This window comes from Halocynthiibacter styelae, from assembly GCF_016123485.1.
GTDB classification, from domain to species: domain Bacteria; phylum Pseudomonadota; class Alphaproteobacteria; order Rhodobacterales; family Rhodobacteraceae; genus Halocynthiibacter; species Halocynthiibacter styelae.
The window spans coordinates 53,838-72,164 of sequence record NZ_JADCKQ010000010.1; the positions used below are offsets into that span (position 1 = coordinate 53,838).

16 protein-coding genes are annotated in these 18,327 nt (G+C 55.2%); 5 read left to right on the forward strand and 11 right to left on the reverse strand.

Annotation, left to right across the window (positions count from 1 at the left end; genetic code table 11):
• Positions 1-72: 72 nt before the first annotated feature.
• Positions 73-2,055 carry a methylmalonyl-CoA mutase family protein gene (locus H1D41_RS13210; RefSeq protein WP_228849348.1) on the reverse strand — a complete coding sequence of 661 codons (1,983 nt, stop codon included), beginning with the start codon at positions 2,053-2,055 and terminating at the stop codon, positions 73-75.
• A 296-nt stretch (positions 2,056-2,351) separates the two neighbouring features.
• Here H1D41_RS13210 and H1D41_RS13215 point away from each other — a divergent pair, with 296 nt between their 5' ends.
• From H1D41_RS13215 to H1D41_RS13235, 5 genes are all read left to right on the forward strand, one after another.
• Positions 2,352-3,716 (forward strand): 1-acyl-sn-glycerol-3-phosphate acyltransferase, encoded by a 1,365-nt coding sequence (locus H1D41_RS13215; RefSeq protein WP_228849349.1) that lies wholly within the window; start codon positions 2,352-2,354, stop codon positions 3,714-3,716.
• A 167-nt stretch (positions 3,717-3,883) separates the two neighbouring features.
• Positions 3,884-5,170 (forward strand): crotonyl-CoA carboxylase/reductase, encoded by a 1,287-nt coding sequence (gene ccrA, locus H1D41_RS13220; protein ID WP_107498217.1) that lies wholly within the window; start codon positions 3,884-3,886, stop codon positions 5,168-5,170.
• A 299-nt stretch (positions 5,171-5,469) separates the two neighbouring features.
• On the forward strand, positions 5,470-6,255 hold the full coding sequence (locus H1D41_RS13225; protein WP_228849350.1) for a helix-turn-helix transcriptional regulator: 786 nt from the start codon (positions 5,470-5,472) through the stop codon (positions 6,253-6,255).
• Positions 6,256-6,351: 96 nt separating this feature from the next.
• The gene (locus tag H1D41_RS13230) at positions 6,352-6,972 is read left to right on the forward strand and encodes an acyl-homoserine-lactone synthase (RefSeq protein WP_228849351.1); all 621 of its coding nucleotides are present in this window, start codon (positions 6,352-6,354) and stop codon (positions 6,970-6,972) included.
• Positions 6,973-7,021: 49 nt separating this feature from the next.
• Positions 7,022-8,554, forward strand: coding sequence for an ATP-dependent DNA helicase (locus H1D41_RS13235; protein ID WP_228849352.1), 1,533 nt, complete (start codon positions 7,022-7,024; stop codon positions 8,552-8,554).
• 24 nt (positions 8,555-8,578) lie between these two features.
• On the opposite strand, the gene H1D41_RS13240 is transcribed toward H1D41_RS13235, so the two are convergent.
• The 10 genes from H1D41_RS13240 to H1D41_RS13285 form a co-directional block, all read right to left on the reverse strand.
• Positions 8,579-9,334, reverse strand: a complete 756-nt coding sequence (locus H1D41_RS13240; protein ID WP_228849353.1) for a TIGR02186 family protein — start codon at positions 9,332-9,334, stop codon at positions 8,579-8,581.
• Positions 9,334-10,251, reverse strand: a complete 918-nt coding sequence (locus tag H1D41_RS13245; RefSeq protein ID WP_228849354.1) for a sulfite exporter TauE/SafE family protein — start codon at positions 10,249-10,251, stop codon at positions 9,334-9,336. The genes H1D41_RS13240 and H1D41_RS13245 overlap by 1 nt, the downstream gene beginning before the upstream one ends.
• A gap of 155 nt (positions 10,252-10,406) precedes the next feature.
• On the reverse strand, positions 10,407-11,375 hold the full coding sequence (locus H1D41_RS13250) for an ABC transporter permease (protein WP_228849355.1): 969 nt from the start codon (positions 11,373-11,375) through the stop codon (positions 10,407-10,409).
• Complete coding sequence (locus tag H1D41_RS13255) at positions 11,375-12,481, reverse strand: ABC transporter permease (protein ID WP_228849356.1); 1,107 nt, start codon at positions 12,479-12,481, stop codon at positions 11,375-11,377. The genes H1D41_RS13250 and H1D41_RS13255 overlap by 1 nt, the downstream gene beginning before the upstream one ends.
• Positions 12,481-14,079: an ABC transporter ATP-binding protein gene (locus H1D41_RS13260; protein ID WP_228849357.1), complete on the reverse strand. Its 1,599-nt coding sequence runs from the start codon at positions 14,077-14,079 to the stop codon at positions 12,481-12,483. The genes H1D41_RS13255 and H1D41_RS13260 overlap by 1 nt, the downstream gene beginning before the upstream one ends.
• A 9-nt stretch (positions 14,080-14,088) precedes the next feature.
• Positions 14,089-15,084 (reverse strand): BMP family lipoprotein, encoded by a 996-nt coding sequence (locus H1D41_RS13265; protein ID WP_107498226.1) that lies wholly within the window; start codon positions 15,082-15,084, stop codon positions 14,089-14,091.
• A gap of 158 nt (positions 15,085-15,242) precedes the next feature.
• A complete protein-coding gene (locus tag H1D41_RS13270) occupies positions 15,243-15,659 on the reverse strand; it encodes a GNAT family N-acetyltransferase (RefSeq protein WP_228849358.1) in 417 nt (138 codons plus the stop codon).
• A gap of 3 nt (positions 15,660-15,662) precedes the next feature.
• A complete protein-coding gene (gene tsaB, locus H1D41_RS13275; RefSeq protein WP_228849359.1) occupies positions 15,663-16,244 on the reverse strand; it encodes a tRNA (adenosine(37)-N6)-threonylcarbamoyltransferase complex dimerization subunit type 1 TsaB in 582 nt (193 codons plus the stop codon).
• A complete protein-coding gene (locus H1D41_RS13280) occupies positions 16,245-16,808 on the reverse strand; it encodes a NifU family protein (RefSeq protein ID WP_107498229.1) in 564 nt (187 codons plus the stop codon). It abuts the gene before it with no gap.
• Between the two features lie 1,002 nt (positions 16,809-17,810).
• Positions 17,811-18,266 (reverse strand): universal stress protein, encoded by a 456-nt coding sequence (locus H1D41_RS13285; RefSeq protein WP_228849360.1) that lies wholly within the window; start codon positions 18,264-18,266, stop codon positions 17,811-17,813.
• Positions 18,267-18,327 lie beyond the last annotated feature (61 nt).

Genomic DNA, 18,327 nt, shown 5'->3' on the forward strand with positions numbered 1-18,327 from the left:
AAGTGACGGGAGATTTCAAATGAATATACGTTCATTCCTGAGACTGGCGGCCTCAATTTCTTGTGCGTATTATTATACGTTGACTTCCACCAGCTGAATAAGGTCCCCGATGATCCGATTAAGTTCGAAATCTTTTGGTGTGTAAATCTTTGAAACATTACAGTTTATCAGTTTCTCAAAATCTGCATCCGGAATGATACCACCAACAACCACAGGGATATGTTTCACCTTACTCTCTGAACGCAATTTCATTAATTCTTCTACCAGAGGAACGTGAGAACCGGACAGTATTGAAACACCGATTACATCCGCATTTTCATTTTCGGCGCTTTGAATGATTTCTGCAGGCGTCATTCTGATACCATCATAGGTAATATCGATTCCACAATCCCGCGCGCGGGCGGCAATTTGTTCTGCACCATTGGAATGGCCATCCAGCCCCGGTTTCGCCATGACAAGTTTCACGCGGCGGCCCAGTTTGTCACTGATCCGGTCGACCTCAGCCCGCAATTCATCCAGGCCTTCCGTGCGGTTGGACGGGTGCCGGCTGACACCGGTCGGGCCACGGTATTGCCCGAAGGCTTCGCGCAACATTTCGCCCCATTCGCCCGTGGTAACACCTGCTTTCGCGGCCGCGATGGATGGCACCATGATGTTTGTGCCCTGCAAGGCCGCTTGCCGCAGATCTGCAAGGGCTTTGCTCACAGCTGAATCGTCGCGTTCCGCGCGCCATGCCACAAGCCGGGAAATCTGATCGCGCTCTGCCGTTGCATCCACAACCATAATCGCACCTTCACCAGCCGTCAGCGGGCTCTCGGCGCCCTCAACCCAGCGGTTCACGCCGACAACGGTGGTTTCGCCGGCTTCAATCCGGCCAATACGTTCGGCGTTGCTTTCCACCAGGCGCGACTTCATATAGTCAATCGCCCCCACAGCACCGCCCAGGGATTCAATCTGTGCAAGCTCTGCCCGCGTGCCTTCTTTCAGGGCCTCAACCTTGCGGGTCACCGCCGGGTTTTCGTCAAACAGATCTTCATACTCCAGCAGATCGGTTTCATAGGCCAGGATTTGCTGCATCCGCAAAGACCACTGTTGATCCCATGGGCGGGGCAGGCCCAGGGCTTCGTTCCAGGCCGGCAGCTGCACCGCACGGGCGCGGGCATTCTTCGACAAGGTCACCGCAAGCATCTCAATCAGAATACGGTACACGTTGTTTTCCGGCTGCTGTTCGGTCAGGCCCAGGCTGTTCACCTGCACCCCGTAACGGAAACGACGGAATTTCGGGTCTTCCACGCCGTAACGGTCAAACGTGATCTCATCCCAAAGCTCAACAAAGGCGCGCATTTTGCACATCTCGGTGACAAAACGGATGCCTGCGTTCACAAAGAACGAAATCCGGCCAACCATCGCCGGGAAAGCTTCCGCAGGGACTTTCTCTTTCAGATCATCCAGGACAGCAATCGCAGTGGCCAGCGCAAAAGAAAGCTCTTCTTCCGGTGTCGCGCCTGCTTCCTGCAAGTGGTAGGAACAAACATTCATCGGGTTCCATTTGGGCAGATGTTCCCGCGTATAGGCCGCAACATCGGTGATCATCCGCAGGCTGGGTTCGGGTGCGGTAATATAAGTGCCGCGGGACAGATATTCCTTGATCAGATCATTCTGCACGGTGCCTTGCAGCTTCGATACATCCGCACCCTGTTCCTCGGCGGCCGCAATATATAGCGCCAGCAACCAGGGGGCGGTCGCATTGATCGTCATGGATGTGTTCATTTGTTCCAGCGGGATCTGGTCAAACAAAGCCCGCATGTCACCAAGATGGCCAACGGGCACGCCTACCTTGCCGACTTCACCGCGCGACAGCACATGGTCGCTGTCATAACCGGTTTGCGTCGGCAGATCGAAAGCCACAGAAAGGCCGGTCTGACCCTTGGACAGGTTGTCGCGATACAGCGCATTTGAAGCCGCAGCCGTGGAATGACCGGCATAGGTCCGGAACAGCCACGGGCGGGATTTTTCGGTGGTGGATTTCTGCACTTGCGAAGGGGTCTGGGACATCCTGGCCTCACATCCTGGCCGGAATCGTATCCGGCAATATTATTTCGTCACGTGCTATCTATAGGAAATTTTCAAACCCTGTCAATTCGCTGCATTGCGGCATCACGCATGAAAATGACCTGAAACAATCATGTGATCAGGCATATAAGTTTTTAAACTTCACCGTTTTGCACCTTTAAAGACTTTAAACTTCTCTTTGGGGCGCGAAATTTTATTGCGCGTTTCATGTCGTAAAAGGCAGACAATGCGGGCGCAGAATGGCTTTTCCTGGCCGTATTCTCACGCTATGTTACTGTATGTTTCGTACAGTTGAACTGCCCCTCTGGGCCCTGATCCTCATCCTGCTGTTCGCAGCGGTGACCTTTGCCAGTCACTTTCTCTTTCCATCTGTCCGCTGGTTTTTCCGGCGGCGCATGGAACGTGTCGTCGCAAAAGTAAATCAACGGCTTGATCGTCCGATTGAACCTTTCAAGCTGGCGGAACGCCACGATATGATCCAGCGGCTGATCTATGATCCGAAAGTGACCCAGGCGATTGTGGATCATGCCCGCGAAGAAGGCGTGCCGGAAAATGTCGCCTTTGAAAGCGCGCGTCGCTATGCCCGTGAAATTGTGCCCTCCTTTTCTGCAACGGCTTATTTTGGGTTCGGAACGCGCCTGGCCCGTTGGCTTTCAAATCGGATTTATCGTGTTAGATTAGGGCATTACGATGAAACCGCCATCAAAGACATCGACCCGGACGCAACGGTTATCTTTGTGATGAACCATCGCTCAAACATGGATTATGTGCTTGTCACATGGCTTGCGGCGGAACGCTCTGCCCTGTCTTATGCCGTGGGTGAATGGGCGCGGATCTGGCCATTGCGCATGTTGATCCGATCCATGGGCGCTTATTTTATCCGTCGCAAAAGCCGCAACAAACTCTACCGTCGTGTGCTGGCGCGCTATGTGCAGATGGCGACCGAAGGTGGCGTGACGCAGGCTGTGTTTCCGGAAGGTGGATTGTCGCTGGATGGTTCTGTGCAAGCGCCAAAACTTGGGCTTTTGTCCTATATTGTCAATGACTTCGAGCCAGGTGAAAGCCGTGATGTTGTCTTCGTTCCCATTGCGCTGAACTATGATCGCGTGCTGGAAGACCGGGTTCTGATCGAAGCCAACAAACAGGGCAATCGCAAATTTGGCTTTAAGGTCAGTGGCATCTTCGGCTTCATCTTCCGCCAGATCCGTTTCATATTTACCGGACGCTTTCATCGCTTTGGCTATGCTGCGGTCAGTTTTGGCCAGCCTATGTCATTGACAGAATTCATGAATTCCGGTGGAAAAGGGCCAGAAGCCGTAGGCAACGCCTTGATGGATCGTATCCGGGATGTGTTGCCTGTCCTGCCGGTCCCTCTGGTCGCAACCGTGCTTTTGCAGGCAGAGGGTGCGATATCTGAAGATGAACTCACCACGCGGGTTTCTGCCCTGATTGATCAGATCGCCCATGACGAAGGCCACGTCCATCTGCCCCGCAACTCCGTCGATTACGCCGCCGAAGTCGGTCTGCGCATGTTGAAGCTGCGTAAAATGGTTGCCGTCAATAACAACGCCATCACGATCGCCCCGGATCATCAGGATGAACTGTCATTCTACGCAAATTCAATAAAGCATCTTGTTCATTGAGGTTTCTGGCGTCTTGCCGCATTGCAGAAATTCATCGCGACATAAAATTACCAATTTGATCTTAATTGGGTTGCAAAGTTGCTTTGCGCCTCCTATTCCATAGGAAACCGCTGGTGCAGAGCGTTGATTCTGCGTTGCGGCAAATTTGCTGGCTGAGGAGGTCCGTTATGGCGCTCGATACCCCTGATAACATTCTGTCTTATGACGCCCCGAAGAAAGATCTGTATGAAGTGGGTGAAATGCCCCCGATGGGCCATGTGCCAAAGCAGATGTATGCCTGGGCCATTCGCCGTGACCGCCAGGGCGAACCTGAGCAGGCGATGCAAACCGAAGTGGTAGATACACCAACACTTGATAGCCACGAAGTTCTGGTCATGGTTATGGCTGCCGGCGTAAACTACAACGGCATCTGGGCTGGTCTTGGCGTGCCGGTCAGCATGTTTGACGTACACAAGCAGGATTACCACGTTGCCGGATCCGATGCCTCCGGTATCGTCTGGGCCGTGGGCGATAAGGTGAAAAGCTGGAAAGTTGGCGACGAAGTTGTCATCCACTGTAACCAGGATGACGGCGATGATGAGGAATGTAACGGCGGTGATCCGATGTATTCCCCAAGCCAGCGGATCTGGGGCTATGAAACCCCGGACGGATCTTTCGCACAATTCACCCGCGTTCAGGCGCAACAGCTTCTGCCCCGCCCAAAGCATCTGACCTGGGAAGAAAGCGCCTGCTACACGCTGACCCTTGCAACCGCATACCGGATGCTTTTTGGTCACCACCCGCATGAACTGAAGCCGGGTCAGAATGTTCTGGTCTGGGGCGCGTCTGGTGGTCTGGGCTCCTATGCGATCCAGTTGGCGAATGCGGCGGGTGCAAACGCGATTGGCGTGATTTCCGGCGAAGACAAGCGTGACTTTGTCATGGGGCTTGGTGCGAAGGGCGTGATCAATCGGAAAGAGTTTGATTGCTGGGGGCAGCTTCCAACTGTGAACACACCGGAATATGACGCTTGGTTCAAAGAAGCCCGCCGTTTCGGCAAGGCGATCTGGGACATCACCGGCAAAGGCAACAACGTAGACATCGTTTTTGAACACCCGGGTGAGGCAACGTTCCCCGTGTCCAATCTCGTCTGTAAAAAAGGCGGCATGGTTGTGATCTGCGCAGGCACCACCGGTTTCAACTGTACCTTTGACGTGCGCTACACCTGGATGCATCAGAAGCGCCTGCAAGGCAGCCACTTTGCGCACCTCAAGCAGGCTGCTGCAGCGAACAAACTGATGATTGAACGTCGCATCGCGCCATATATGTCCGAGGTTTTCCCATGGGCTGAAATTCCGGCAGCGCACACCAAGATGTATCGCAATGAACATAAGCCAGGGAATATGTCCGTGCTGGTGCAAGCGCCACGCACAGGGCTGCGTACTTTGGAAGATGTGCTCGAATCAAATAAGTAAATCCGTCTTTCTGATGGTCTGAACGGCGTCCTCTGGGGCGCCGTTTCCCGTTTGGGCCTTCAGAACGGGAAAAAATATTTTGCCTTAAGAAAGCTTTATAAACAGTCCCCTCACTGTTTTCGGGGAGTTGAAATCTGTGAGTTTGCCAAAAATTTTACTCGTGCTAAGGTTGTGTTAAGGTTTTATTAACGACTGGAAAAGAGAGTCTGTTATGAAGAATGACTGGATACTGGATGTTCTGACTGATCTGAAAACCTTTGCTCAGCAAAATGGTATGCAGGCGCTGTCTGAACATCTGGATGACACAACCCTGGTTGCAGCGTCTGAGCTGGCCAATCAGGGCGGAGGAGAGCGGGATCAGACCTTCGGGAACATCACGACGTCTGGAAGGACTAATCGATACCATCCATCAGGCCCAGACGCTTGAAGAACTTCAGGCTGTTATAATCAGTCTGCGTGATCTCTACGAAGTAGAACATCTGATTTACCATTCGGTGAACAGTACAGGGCAGCAATATGCTGCCCTGACATATGATCCGACCTGGGTCGAAAAATACACAGCAGATCGGTTTGAACGTATCGATCCGGTGGTGCAGGGGTGCTATCAGCGATTCAATCCTGTGGACTGGAAACAGCTGGACTGGTCCACAAAATCATCCCGCGAATTTCTGGAAGAAGCCCGGACGGCCGGTGTCGGCAATCAGGGATTGTCTGTCCCCATTCGCGGCCCCAGCGGCCAATTTGCGCTGTTCACTGTGAATCACCGCTGTGATGATCCGGCCTGGCGGAAGTTCAGCCGCCATTCTGTGCAGGAACTTCTGTTGGTGGCCCATTATGTGAACCAGAAGGCGCTGGAACTGGAACGCGGCACGGATGTCGTGCCGGGGCAGCCCCTGTCCCCTCGCGAAACCGATGCCCTGACCATGCTTGCCCTTGGTTACAGTCGCGCCAGGGCTGCTGAGCGGCTGAATATTTCTGAACATACCCTGAGGGTCTATATCGAAGGGGCGCGTTTCAAACTTGGTGCCCTGAATACCACCCATGCCGTCGCCCGTGCCCTTGTGAAAGGTCTGCTTGTCGTCTGATCCTAACGACAGATTAACGCCCCGGACCGGGGCTTCACCACATCTTTGAAGGCTCTGTCTCTGATGATTGCCAGTTACGCAATCACGGAGGCCCCCTTGCTCAGATATCTTTATGCCGATGCGCTTTCCACTTATCCCAAGCTGCGCGACACGATGTTTCGCGATCGCGCTGCACAGTTCAAAGGGCGGCTTGGCTGGGATGTGCATGTGAACCGGGCGGGGGAGGAACGCGACGAATATGATCTGATGAACCCGCTGTATGTAATCTGGCAGCAACCCGATGGCAGTCATGGTGGTTCCATGCGTTTCCTGCCGACGTTGGGGCGCACGATGGTCAATGATCATTTCAGCGACCTCAGCGACGGGCAAAACATCGAAAGCCCCCTGATCTGGGAATGCACACGCTTTTGCCTGGCCCCGGGGGCTGCTGCGAAAGTGTCCGGTGCCCTGATGCTGGGTGGGTTGGAACTGGGGCTTGGCCATCATCTGACCCATGCGGTTGGCGTGTTTGATCACCGGATGGTGCGTGTCTATCGCCGTCTGGGCTGGGGGCCGACAGTTATGGGAAGCACGGGGCAGGGGCGTGATGCGATCAGTGTCGGGCTTTGGGAATTTACCCCGGTAATTCGCACAGGGCTGTTGCAACGCACGGGGATTGGTCGTGACGTGTCACGGCATTGGTATGACCGCGCATTCAATGCCTGTAAATCCGCCTGACAGCACATGCGGGCTGGTAGTTTCCAGGGGGCGCCTGTAGGTTCCCCCTATGAACACGCCCGCGAATTTTACACTTTCCGATGACCAGGCTGAAGCCTGGGACAGCCTGACCGATCTGCTGACATCTGCGGGGGTGAATCTGTCAGATTCCCTGCTGATGCCGCCTCATGACGGCAAAAGCCAGGTTATGGCGATTATGGGTAAGGCCGGGTCCGGTAAAACTCTGCTGCTGGCAGAGTTCTATAGGGCTCTGGAAGAGGCTGGCGTGAAAATCGTTTCTGGTGATTATGAGGGTAAGAAAAAGAAAGATCAACGCACGCTGGCCATTCTTGCGCCCACGAACAAAGCCGCCAGCGTGCTGCGCAATCGTGGGGTTCCGGCGACGACCATTCACCGTATTCTCTACACGCCGGTTTATGATCCCGAGTATGAAAAGATTGCTGACTGGCTGGCAGGTGAAGGCGAGAAGCCCGAGATCGAAGGCCTGACGGATGCAGCCCTGGATCGGGCCTGGGAGTTCTACCAAACCAACAAATCTATCCCAGGGGCGTTGGCCGTGGCCGGGCTGCGCGGGTCTGATTTTATCACCGGCTGGAAACGCCGTGATGACCCGCTTGATATCGGGTTTATTGACGAAAGTTCGATGCTGGATGAACGCCAGTTTGAGGACCTGAAAGAGATCTTCCCAACGCTTGTGTTGTTTGGTGATCCGGCCCAGCTTGCGCCAGTTGGTCAGTCCGGTTCGATGGTCTTTGATCATCTGCCGGCAAAACATAAGATGGAATTGTCACGGGTACACCGACAGGCGGATGACAGCCCGATCCTGGATCTTGCCCATGCGCTGGCTGATCCACAGCTTAGCTTTCAGGACTTTGAAGCAATGATTTCGGAGGCAGCGCAAAAAGACGATCGCGTGGTTCTGGCCCAGCGGGTGGAAAGCGACCTGATGGCGCGCAGCCCGGTTCTCGTCTGGCGCAACGCGACGCGTGTGAAACTGATCCAGGCGTTCCGTGCGGCCCATATGGCACCGCCGGATGAATTGTTGCCTGGTGAACCCCTGATCTGCGACGGGATTGAGTTGCCTGCAAAGCATCGCAAAAAGCGGATCGACCTTGAAGCCCGCGGCCTGATCAAAGGGGCGCAGGTGGTTTACCTTGGCCCTGGTCGCAAACCAGGTTTTTCGCGCCTGCATGTGATGGGGGCGGAAGATCCGCAGGTGTCAGCCGCATCTATCGTAAAAATCGAAATCCCGGATGAAGAAGAACCCTTCATTCCCTACGCCGCCCGTATGGGCGCGGCCTTCCTGCACGGGGCGGCGGTGACCATTCATAAGGCGCAGGGGTCGCAATGGGAAAACGTGCAGGTGTTTGCACCGGATCTGTTTGTAGCGGCGCGTATGGGCCGAGTCGAAGCGGGGCAGCCTCTGTGGAAACGTCTGGCTTATGTGGCGATCACCCGGGCGCAGGAACGCCTGTATTGGGTAGTGCGCAACCGGCTTGCGCGGCCCAGCCATGATCTGATCACTGATGACCTGAAACCAGCCCCGGCCACCCTGACGCTGACATCAGAAGACGCCGAATAAACCCACCCATTGGGGTGGGAAATATTATGATTTGATCAGGCGGAACACGGCAGAGGCGCCCCAGCCAGCTGCAATCGCAATGAACAGCGACAGCAGGCCGTAGATCAGCGGGCGTTCATGGGCCAGGTTATAGATCCAGCGTTCCAGGCCCACTTTGCTCACGTCAATCACAGTGTCATAGGACGCGACAACTTCGCCCTCGCGTGCCAGGTAAATCCGTGCTGTATAGTCGCCCTCGATCAGGTTTGCCGGCAGATCAATGGATGTGGAAAACAGCGTGTCCTGGGACAGTTCTACACCGCCTTCAATCAGTTGATACAGATCTTTGTCAGTCCGGATCCGAATGATCGCGTCAGAGAAATCCTGAGGATTGTCCGTGGCGAACGCCGTGCCAACGCTTTGCACCGCACGTTCAACCGAAATCCGGTGTTCCAGATCAGATACATCTGAGAGAATTTCGCTCAGAGGGCCGGTACTGGACACGGCATAAAAGCTTGGTGCCTGATCAATGATCACACTGTCCACATTCACCCAGATGCCATAGCGGCGATCTTTGCGGCGCACGGTCACGGGTTGGGACGGGCCGGTGACCGCGACAATCACGTCAAGCGGGCCTTCGGGCAGAGGTGCCTCGCGCTTGACCGCACCGAAAATCAGAATCTCAGAGCCATCAAAATTTGCGGTAATCGACACACGGTTCTGGGACAGGCCAGCGACGACCTCTTCAGCGCGCGCAGGCAGAGCAAAGATCAGGCAAAGCAGTAGGAAACGCAGAAACATCAGTGGCCTCCTGCCGCGCCAAGGGAATACAGTTCTGACGGTTGCAGCAGCAGATCAAGCGCCAGCTTGCCACATACGGCAAGCACCATCATCGCCAGCAGAATGCGCAATTGTTCGGCTTTCAGCTTTGCACCGATGCGTGTCCCTATCTGTGCACCAACAACACCCCCAACCAGCAGAAGCACCGCAAGCGCCATATCCACGGTATAGTTCGTGGTGGCGTGCAAGAGCGTGGTAAAAGCGGTCACAAAGATGATCTGGAACAGTGATGTGCCGATGACAACTTTGGTTGGCATTCCAAGCAGATAAATCATAGCGGGCACCAGGATGAAGCCACCACCGACCCCCATGATTGCGGCCAGAATACCGACAAAGACGCCAACAATCAGCGGCGGGAAAACAGAGATATAAAGACCGGACGTGCGGAACTTCATCTTGACTGGCAGATTGTGAATCCAATTGTGTTTCTTGCGGGTTGGCAAAGCGCCCGGCACTTTGGAACGACGAATGGCCTTGAGGCTCTCAAAGAACATCAGTCCACCGATAATGCCAAGGAAGACAACGTAGCAAAGCTTGACCAGCAGATCGACCTGGCCTGCGCTTTTCAGCATATTGAACAGTTGCACGCCCAGTGCGGCCCCTATGAGGCCGCCGATCAGTAAGACCGTTCCCATCCTGAGATCAACGGTCTTTCGCTTCAGATGCGCCAGCACCCCCGAAAAGGAAGAAGCCACGATCTGGTTCGCCTCAGTTGCAACAGCAACTGCGGGCGGGATGCCGATGAAGAAAAGAAGCGGGGTCATCAGAAATCCGCCGCCCACACCAAACATGCCGGACAAAATGCCAACAAGCCCGCCCAGACCAAGGAGCAGGAAAGCGTTAACGGAGACTTCGGCGATCGGTAGATAAATCTGCATGTCCACCCATAGCCCGGAATATATTCTGAACTCAACGGTTATGGCGGGCAGTTCACATAAAAACAGGGGGGAAATTCCCCCCTGGTCTTATCATTTTATGGGGCCTGGTCTTATCAGGTTGCCTTGTGGCCGCTTTTCACACGTGATGCGTGCGATCAGCGCTCTTTCACGTAGGGCTCGCCGCCGGCTTTTGGCGGAATCGCCTTGCCGATGAAGCCAGCCAGAATCACCACAGTCAGGATGTAGGGCAAGGCTTGCATAAACTGCACAGGGATCTCTAACGCACCGATTTCAATCGACTGATAGCGGTTCGCAATCGCTTCCAGCAGACCAAACAGCAAACAAGCCATCAGGGCCTGCACCGGTCGCCATTTTGCGAAAATCAGCGCCGCCAGTGCAATAAAGCCCCGGCCTGCAGACATGTCTTTCACAAAACCCGCCGCCAAGCCAGTGGACAGATAAGCCCCCGCCAGACCACAAAGCACACCACAGATGATGACCGCGGAATAGCGTAGCTTTACCACGGAAATGCCAGCGGTATCCACTGCACCCGGATTTTCACCCACCGCCCGCAGGCGCAGGCCAAAACGGGTGCGGAACAGCACATACCAGGATAAAGGCACAATCAGCAGCGCCACATAGACCAGGAAAGTATGGCCTGAAATCAGTTCTGAATAGACAGGGCCAAGCACAGGCACATCTTTCAACGCGTCTGCAACCGGCCATTCCAGGTTGGAGAAACGGCCATCCCCTGGCAGCGCAGGCGTGCGCCCGCCCAGGCCAAACCAGGCCTGGCCGATCACAACGGTCAGGCCAGCGGCAAGGAAGTTGATCGCTACACCGGAAATCAGCTGATCGCCCCGGAAGGTGATGGATGCCACACCGTGGATCAACGCCAGAACCACAGAAACTGCGATACCAGCAAAGAGGCCCAGCCAGACATTGCCTGTTGCAGCGGCAACACCGGCGGACAGAAACGCCGCCGCCAGCATTTTGCCTTCAAGCCCAATGTCAAAGATCCCGCCGCGTTCTGAAAAGAGACCCGCAAGGCAGGCCAGCAACAGAGGGATCGCAAGGCGCACTGCGCTGTCGGAAATCTGGATGATTGTATCAAAAACTTCCATCAGACGGCTCCGTTCTTGGTTGGTTTACGCAGGATCAGGAAAAGATTTTCCAGCGGGCGACGGACCATGCCGTCAAGCGCACCGGTGAACAGGATCACCAGACCCTGGATCACGGTGACCAGTTCCCGTGGGATACCTTCCCACAGCGACAGCTCTGCACCACCCTGATAGAGAAAGCCGAACAGGATGGAGGCCAGGATCACACCAATCGGATGGCTGCGCCCCATCAGCGCCACGGCGATGCCGATAAAGCCCGCACCTTCTGTCGCGTTCAGGATCAGGCGTTCGCTTTCACCCATCACGTTGTTAATCGCCATCATCCCGGCAAGTGCGCCGGAAATCAGCATGGCAATCACGGTGATTTTCAAGGGGGAAATACCGGCGTATTGCGCGCCACGTTCACTTTGGCCAAAGGCCCGCATGGCAAAACCCAGGCGCGTGTGCCAGATCAGAACCCAGAACCCAAACGCACAGAACAGGGCGACAAAGAAACTGACGTTCACCGGCGCGTGCTTGAATACATCAAGCCCGAAGAGTGCGAAGATGTCATTAAAGGTTGGCAGATGTGCGCCGGGCGGGAAGTTCGCAGTTGCCGGATCCATACTGCCCGGCACTTTCAGAAGATCCGCCAGCAGGAAGCCAATCAGGGACGCCGCGATAAAGTTAAACATGATCGTGGTGATCACGATATGGCTGCCACGTTTCGCCTGCAGATACGCGGGAATAAAGGCCCAGGCCGCGCCGAATACAGCGCCGCCAATAGCGGCAGCAGGCAGGGCGACCAACCAATGCGGCCAGTCAATCGAAAGACAAACCAGCGCCACGCCAAGACCGCCCAACAGGGCCTGGCCTTCGCCACCAATGTTGAAAATCCGCGCCTGGAAAGCAACAGAAACCGCAAGCCCTGTGAACATAAAGTTCGTAGCATAATACAGCGTATACCCAAGGCCGGTTGTGCTGCCGAAGGCGCCGTCGATCATGGTTTGAATCGCGACAATTGGGTCTTTACCAATCGCCAGGATCACAAGGCCTGATACCAGGAAGGCCAGCAACAGATTGATCAGCGGAATAAGGACAATATCCGCCCATTTTGGCAGTTTCTGCATTACGCTGTCCCCCCACTGGTCGCGGTGTTCATACCGGCCATCAGAAGGCCCAGCTCTTTTTCGTTGGTTGTTTCAGGGTGACGTTCGCCCATGATCTGGCCGTCAAACATCACAGCAATACGGTCGGACAGGGACAGAATTTCTTCCAGTTCGACAGAAACCAACAGGATCGCTTTGCCCTGATCACGCAGTTCAATAATCTGCTGATGGATGAATTCAATCGCGCCCACGTCAACGCCACGGGTCGGTTGCCCGATCAGCAAAAGATCCGGGTTGCGGGAAATTTCGCGTGCCAGAACGATCTTTTGCTGATTGCCGCCGGAAAAGTTGCGCGCGTGCAGGGCCGGATTCGGCGGACGCACGTCGAACTGTTCCATATGCTCGGCACAGGTTTTGCGGATCGTAGCGTTATCCATCAGGATTTTGCCGTTGTATTCCGGTTCGTTATGATAGCCGAACGCAGTGTTTTCCCAGGCCGCAAACTCCAGGATCAGACCTTCGCGATGGCGATCTTCCGGCACATGGGCAATGCCACGGTGACGGCGGCTTTGTCCATCGGAATGTTTGCCGGTCAGATCAAGTTCCTGACCATTCAGTTTCACAGAACCCGTGCCCTTGCGATAGCCGCCCAGAACTTCCATTAGTTCAGATTGGCCATTACCGGAAACGCCCGCAATACCCAGGATTTCACCGGCGCGGATGTTCAGATCAATTCCCTTCAGGCGACGCACACCAGCGCTGTCGATGACTTCAAGGTTCTGGATGTCCAGGATGTTTTCTTTCGGCTGGGCCGCAGTTTTATCCACCTGCAACAGCACTTTCCGGCCAACCATACGTTCTGCCAGGTCTTCTGGTGATGTGGATGAGGTCGGGATCGTACCCTTCATCTCACCCCGGCGCATCACGGAAACAGAATCCGTCACATCCATGATCTCACGCAGTTTATGGGTGATCAGCAGGATGGTTTTGCCTTCGTTTTTCAGGTTACGCAGGATACGGAACAGGTGATCGGCCTCGGCCGGGGTCAACACGCCGGTCGGTTCATCCAGGATCAGGATTTCGGCTTTGCGGTACAGCGCTTTCAGGATCTCAACGCGTTGCTGATGTCCTACAGACAGGTCGTGGATCAATGCATCCGGATCAACATCCAATTCGTATTCTTTTGCCAGCTGTGTCAGGGATTTGCGCGCTTTGGACAGCGACGGCGTCAGGCGTTGCCCGTCCTCGGCGCCCAGAACGACGTTTTCCAGCACCGTGAAATTTTCTACCAGTTTAAAGTGCTGGTGCACCATGCCAATTCCCGCGCGGATCGCGGCCTGGCTGTCCGGAATAGGGGTGAGTTTGCCGTCGATGCGGATCTCCCCTTCGTCGGCTTTATAGAAACCATACAGGATCGACATCAGCGTGGATTTCCCAGCGCCGTTTTCGCCCACAATGCCGTGGATCGCGCCTTTGGCAACGGAAATGGTGATGTCTTTGTTCGCCTGCACCGGGCCGAAGGCTTTGGAAATACCCTTCAGTTCAATCGCTGGTGGCAGGCTGGCGGATGTGGCTGGAGCGGCAGTTGCCTGCCGCTCCTCATTTACAGAACTCTGCATGTGTTAACCTTAGTTAACCGGGCAGGATTCGTCAGACATATAGTCGTGAACCACGACTTCGCCTGCGATGATTTTGGCGCTGGCTTCTGCAACAGCCGCACGCATTTCTTCGGTCAGAAGGCTTTCGTTGAATTCATCAAGAGAGAAGCCAACACCGTTATTTTCCAGGCCCATCGCAAGGGTCACACCTGTTTCCAGATCTTCACCAGCAGAGAAGACGTCATAAACAGCGTTATCAACGCGCTTCAGCATGGATGTCAGAACGGAACCCGGGTGCAGGTGGTTCTGGTTGCTGTCCACACCAATGGAAAGCACGCCTTCGTCCGCAGCAGTCTGCAGAACACCAAGACCGGTGCCGCCTGCAGCGGCGAAGATCACGTCAGCGCCCTGGGAAATCTGGGTGCGGGTCAACTCGCCGCCTTTTACCGGGTCATTCCACGCCGCAGGTGTGGTGCCTGTCATGTTCTGAACAACGGTTGCGTCTGGGTTTGCAGCTTTTACACCCTGGGCATAGCCACAGGCAAACCGGGAAATCAGCGGGATATCCATGCCGCCAATAAAGCCAACGGTGTTGGATTCAGACGCCATCGCCGCAAGCATACCAACCAGGTAAGACCCTTCATGTTCTGCAAATGCGATCTGACGGATGTTGTCACCTTCAAGCCAGTTCACATCGATGATTGCGAATTTGGTGTCAGGGAATTCTTTAGAAACTGTATCCAGCGCTGAGGCATAGCCAAAGCCGGTCACAACAATCGGGTTTGCACCACGTTCAGCGAAACGACGCAGGGCCTGTTCGCGCTGTGCTTCGGACTGGATCTCAACTTCAAGGAAGGAGCCGCCGGTTTCTTCTGCCCAACGTGTCGCGCCGTTGAACGCAGCTTCGTTGAAGGATTTGTCAAATTTGCCGCCAAGGTCAAAAATCACGGCGGGGTCAGCTACAGCGGCCGCAGTGGAAATTGCGACGGTGGCAGCTGCGCCAAGGAATGTCCGCATCAGGGTCATAGGTCTCTCCCGGTTTATTATTCAGGCTGTACGTCATAATCGCGAACAGCGTTCTGATTGAGCAGATCTTCAGATCATCCGCAATTAAGGCCGTTTCAGGGCGGGGGGGTCAACTGCTTTTTGGGGAAACAACCGGAATCAGCGGATGCATTTCCCATTTATGTTGCAAGCGGGCGCGAAAATACGAGTGCATCCCGCTTTTGCCCGTCAGGAGTCGTGTAATACCGGGGCCGATTGCCCACCTGAGTATACCCTGACGCTAAGTAAAGTGCGATGGCGGGAGCATTATCTGCGGCGACTTCCAGGAATGATTCTTCCGCACCAAGGGCACTGGCGTGTGTGTGATACTGCCCCACAAGATCGCGCCCGATCCCGGCTTTGCGGGCGTCCGGTGCAACGGCGATTGTCAGAAGTTCTGCCTCAGGTCCGGCAATGCGCCCCAGGATAAACCCCTGGCGATCCCCGGCCAGAATGATGCCATTGCTGCCCAGAAGATCCGCGAACTCAGCGGCCGTCCATGGGCGGGGTGTCGTGAAGCAAAGGCTGTGTAATGTGGCGAGATCTTCAGGCGTCATGTCTTACCCGATGATCCGTGGCAGGGGGTCTTTGGGTGGGGCCGCATCAGCGGCGCGGATGTACAGTGGCGCAGGGCGCTCGGTTTTTTCTGATACCGCCGCGATCCGGGCGATGCGCAAAGCGATGTCTTCTGCGGATAATGTACTGAATTCAAAGGTCTCTGATGTGGTTTCCGCCAGATCCACACGGGGCATGAGCACAGACGTTTCCTGCCCGCTTTCAAGGCAATAGACCTGATCCCGTGGGGCATTTACCAGGGCACGGAAGGGCATCGTCGCACTAAACGCTGCAACTTCAAAACCACTGACCCCAATCGCGGGGATGTTCAGGGACAGCGCCAGGCCACGAGCGGCGGAGACGGCGATGCGGATGCCGGTGAAATTGCCGGGACCAACGCCAACACCGATGCGATCCAGATGCTGCCAGGACTTGCCTGCGCCTGCCAGCATCTCTTCCATCATCGGCATAAGATGTTCAGCCTGGCCTTTTGCCATCAGGTCGCCCCGGACAGACAGAACCTCATCGCCAGACAGCAAAGCGGCCGCGACATGCGCGGCCGATGTATCAAAACCCAGAGTCAGCATTTATGCAGCGACCGGGCGGACCTCGGTCACTTCGGGGATGTAGTGACGCAGAAGGTTTTCAATGCCCATTTTCAGGGTCAGAGAGGCGGAAGGACAACCGGCGCAAGCGCCCTGCATATGCAGGTAAACGACGCCGCGATCAAAGCCGTGGAAGGTGATGTCACCCCCATCCTGGGCCACAGCAGGACGTACGCGCGTATCCAGCAGGTCTTTGATCTGATTGACGATTTCCGCGTCTTCACCGGTATGTTCCGCATGCCCTGTGGAGGCCACAGCTTCACCCGCCATGACCGGCTGGCCGGACTGGAAATGTTCCATGATCGCGCCAAGGATTGCGGGTTTGATGTGGTTCCAGTCGGTGGCGTCATCTTTGGTGACGGTCACAAATTCATGGCCGAAAAACACGCCACTTACGCCGGACACCGTAAAGATCCGCTGCGCCAGAGGCGAAGACGCTGCCGCTTCAGCAGAAGGGAAATCCGCAGTGCCGGAAGGCAGAACTGTCTGACCTGGCAGGAATTTCAGGGTCGCGGGGTTTGGCGTGGATTCGGTTTGAATAAACATGAGGCGCTCCGTTGTTGCGTCAGATATGCGCCCGCGAAGGCGAAGTGTCAAGTTTTGGAATGGTTCTAAACTAGACGCAAAAAGCGGGATGCACAAGTCATGCACAATCCATGCATATGTTATGCATATAAATTGTATACAGCTTCGCGGCTGTTATTGGATGACATCAGGTTGCGCGGCATTCTGCAAACATGAAATTTGTGTTTACGAAAGACTGTAGATATGCGGATGCTGATCACACTTTGCCTTTTGTTAAGTTTGCCACATGCGGCGTTGGCGACGCCGTACCGCCATGTTGAAATACGGGAACAGGTCCTGGGGCAGACTGATACGCATTTCTTTGTCCTGCGTCATATTGGGGACAACGGTGGTTATCACGGAACCGGGCAGGACGAAATTTATCTGATCTCACGCGATTTGCTGAGTGGCGCTGAAGAGCGGACCTGGCCCGTGATGCGCGGCCTGGATCATGGACGGTATTACTTTCAGAACAATGTGTCGGAGCGTTTTGAAAACCTCGACGCGGGCGAAAGAGCTAATCCCTACGACATTCTTCTGTGGCGCGAAGCGGTAAATCTGAACCCGATGATTTACCCCATGGGGGACCACTGGCCACATGTGCAGATATCGGGCGGCGAGATTGTGGTTTCCGGGCCAGACGGAAGTTCAGATGTTGCAGTCGCCACTGTGGTCGAACCTATGATCGAAAGCCTTCAGGATACCCATGCGTTCTTGTCTGGCGACGGGAAGGGCTGGCACTGGATGGAAAAGCTTGCGGGGGAGCTTGAGCGGCTGCACCAGAACACGGAGGCCGTCGCGGAAAGCTGTGCCTTTACGGGGCAGTTTCACACAGAATGGCCCCCTGAAGCCGACATACGCCCGGTGTTTGCGCAGCTGACGTGCCGGTTTGAGGATGGATACACAGGGGGGCATTGCCTATTGGGCCGTGCTTCCCCCGGAAACGTTGCAGAGATAAGTTTTGCAGGTTCCTGCCAGAGGCGATCAGGTGATTGCCTCAAGCCGTTCTTTGGACAGTTCACCCGGCACAATTGTGATAGGGATGGAAAGAGAACCAGAAGCTTTGGTCAGCTGGGTTACAAGCGGGCCGGGGCCTTTTTTATCGGTACCGGCGCCAAGCACCAGCACGCCGACTTCGGGGTCGTCCTGAACCTGGGCCAGGATCTGTTCCACGGGTTCGCCTTCGCGCACCACAAGTTCGGGATCAACACCCTGTTTGTCCCGCATCCATTTCGCAAACACTTCGAAATGGGCGTGAATACGTTCGCGGGCTTCTTCGCGCATCAGATCGCCAACGCCGACCCAGTGGTTGAAATCATCCGGCGGAATCACAGACAGGATTTCAACCCCGCCACCCGTATGGGCGGCGCGCATGGCGGCAAAACGCATGGCATTCAGACATTCACGGCTGTCATCAAGAACGACAAGAAATTTACGCATACAGATCCTCCTGAGGTGCGGGCATGATGACCAGGGATTGCGGCGGGCGCAAGGGCAGGAT

Coding starts and splice junctions, on each gene's coding strand:
- H1D41_RS13210 (WP_228849348.1), bottom strand. CDS start 2,055: ATGTCCCAGACCCCTTCGCAAGTGCAGAAATCCACCACCGAAAAATCC.
- H1D41_RS13215 (WP_228849349.1), top strand. CDS start 2,352: ATGTTTCGTACAGTTGAACTGCCCCTCTGGGCCCTGATCCTCATCCTG.
- ccrA (WP_107498217.1), top strand. CDS start 3,884: ATGGCGCTCGATACCCCTGATAACATTCTGTCTTATGACGCCCCGAAG.
- H1D41_RS13225 (WP_228849350.1), top strand. CDS start 5,470: ATGACACAACCCTGGTTGCAGCGTCTGAGCTGGCCAATCAGGGCGGAG.
- H1D41_RS13235 (WP_228849352.1), top strand. CDS start 7,022: ATGAACACGCCCGCGAATTTTACACTTTCCGATGACCAGGCTGAAGCC.
- H1D41_RS13240 (WP_228849353.1), bottom strand. CDS start 9,334: ATGTTTCTGCGTTTCCTACTGCTTTGCCTGATCTTTGCTCTGCCTGCG.
- H1D41_RS13245 (WP_228849354.1), bottom strand. CDS start 10,251: ATGCAGATTTATCTACCGATCGCCGAAGTCTCCGTTAACGCTTTCCTG.
- H1D41_RS13250 (WP_228849355.1), bottom strand. CDS start 11,375: ATGGAAGTTTTTGATACAATCATCCAGATTTCCGACAGCGCAGTGCGC.
- H1D41_RS13255 (WP_228849356.1), bottom strand. CDS start 12,481: ATGCAGAAACTGCCAAAATGGGCGGATATTGTCCTTATTCCGCTGATC.
- H1D41_RS13260 (WP_228849357.1), bottom strand. CDS start 14,079: ATGCAGAGTTCTGTAAATGAGGAGCGGCAGGCAACTGCCGCTCCAGCC.
- H1D41_RS13265 (WP_107498226.1), bottom strand. CDS start 15,084: ATGACCCTGATGCGGACATTCCTTGGCGCAGCTGCCACCGTCGCAATT.
- H1D41_RS13270 (WP_228849358.1), bottom strand. CDS start 15,659: ATGACGCCTGAAGATCTCGCCACATTACACAGCCTTTGCTTCACGACA.
- tsaB (WP_228849359.1), bottom strand. CDS start 16,244: ATGCTGACTCTGGGTTTTGATACATCGGCCGCGCATGTCGCGGCCGCT.
- H1D41_RS13280 (WP_107498229.1), bottom strand. CDS start 16,808: ATGTTTATTCAAACCGAATCCACGCCAAACCCCGCGACCCTGAAATTC.
- H1D41_RS13285 (WP_228849360.1), bottom strand. CDS start 18,266: ATGCGTAAATTTCTTGTCGTTCTTGATGACAGCCGTGAATGTCTGAAT.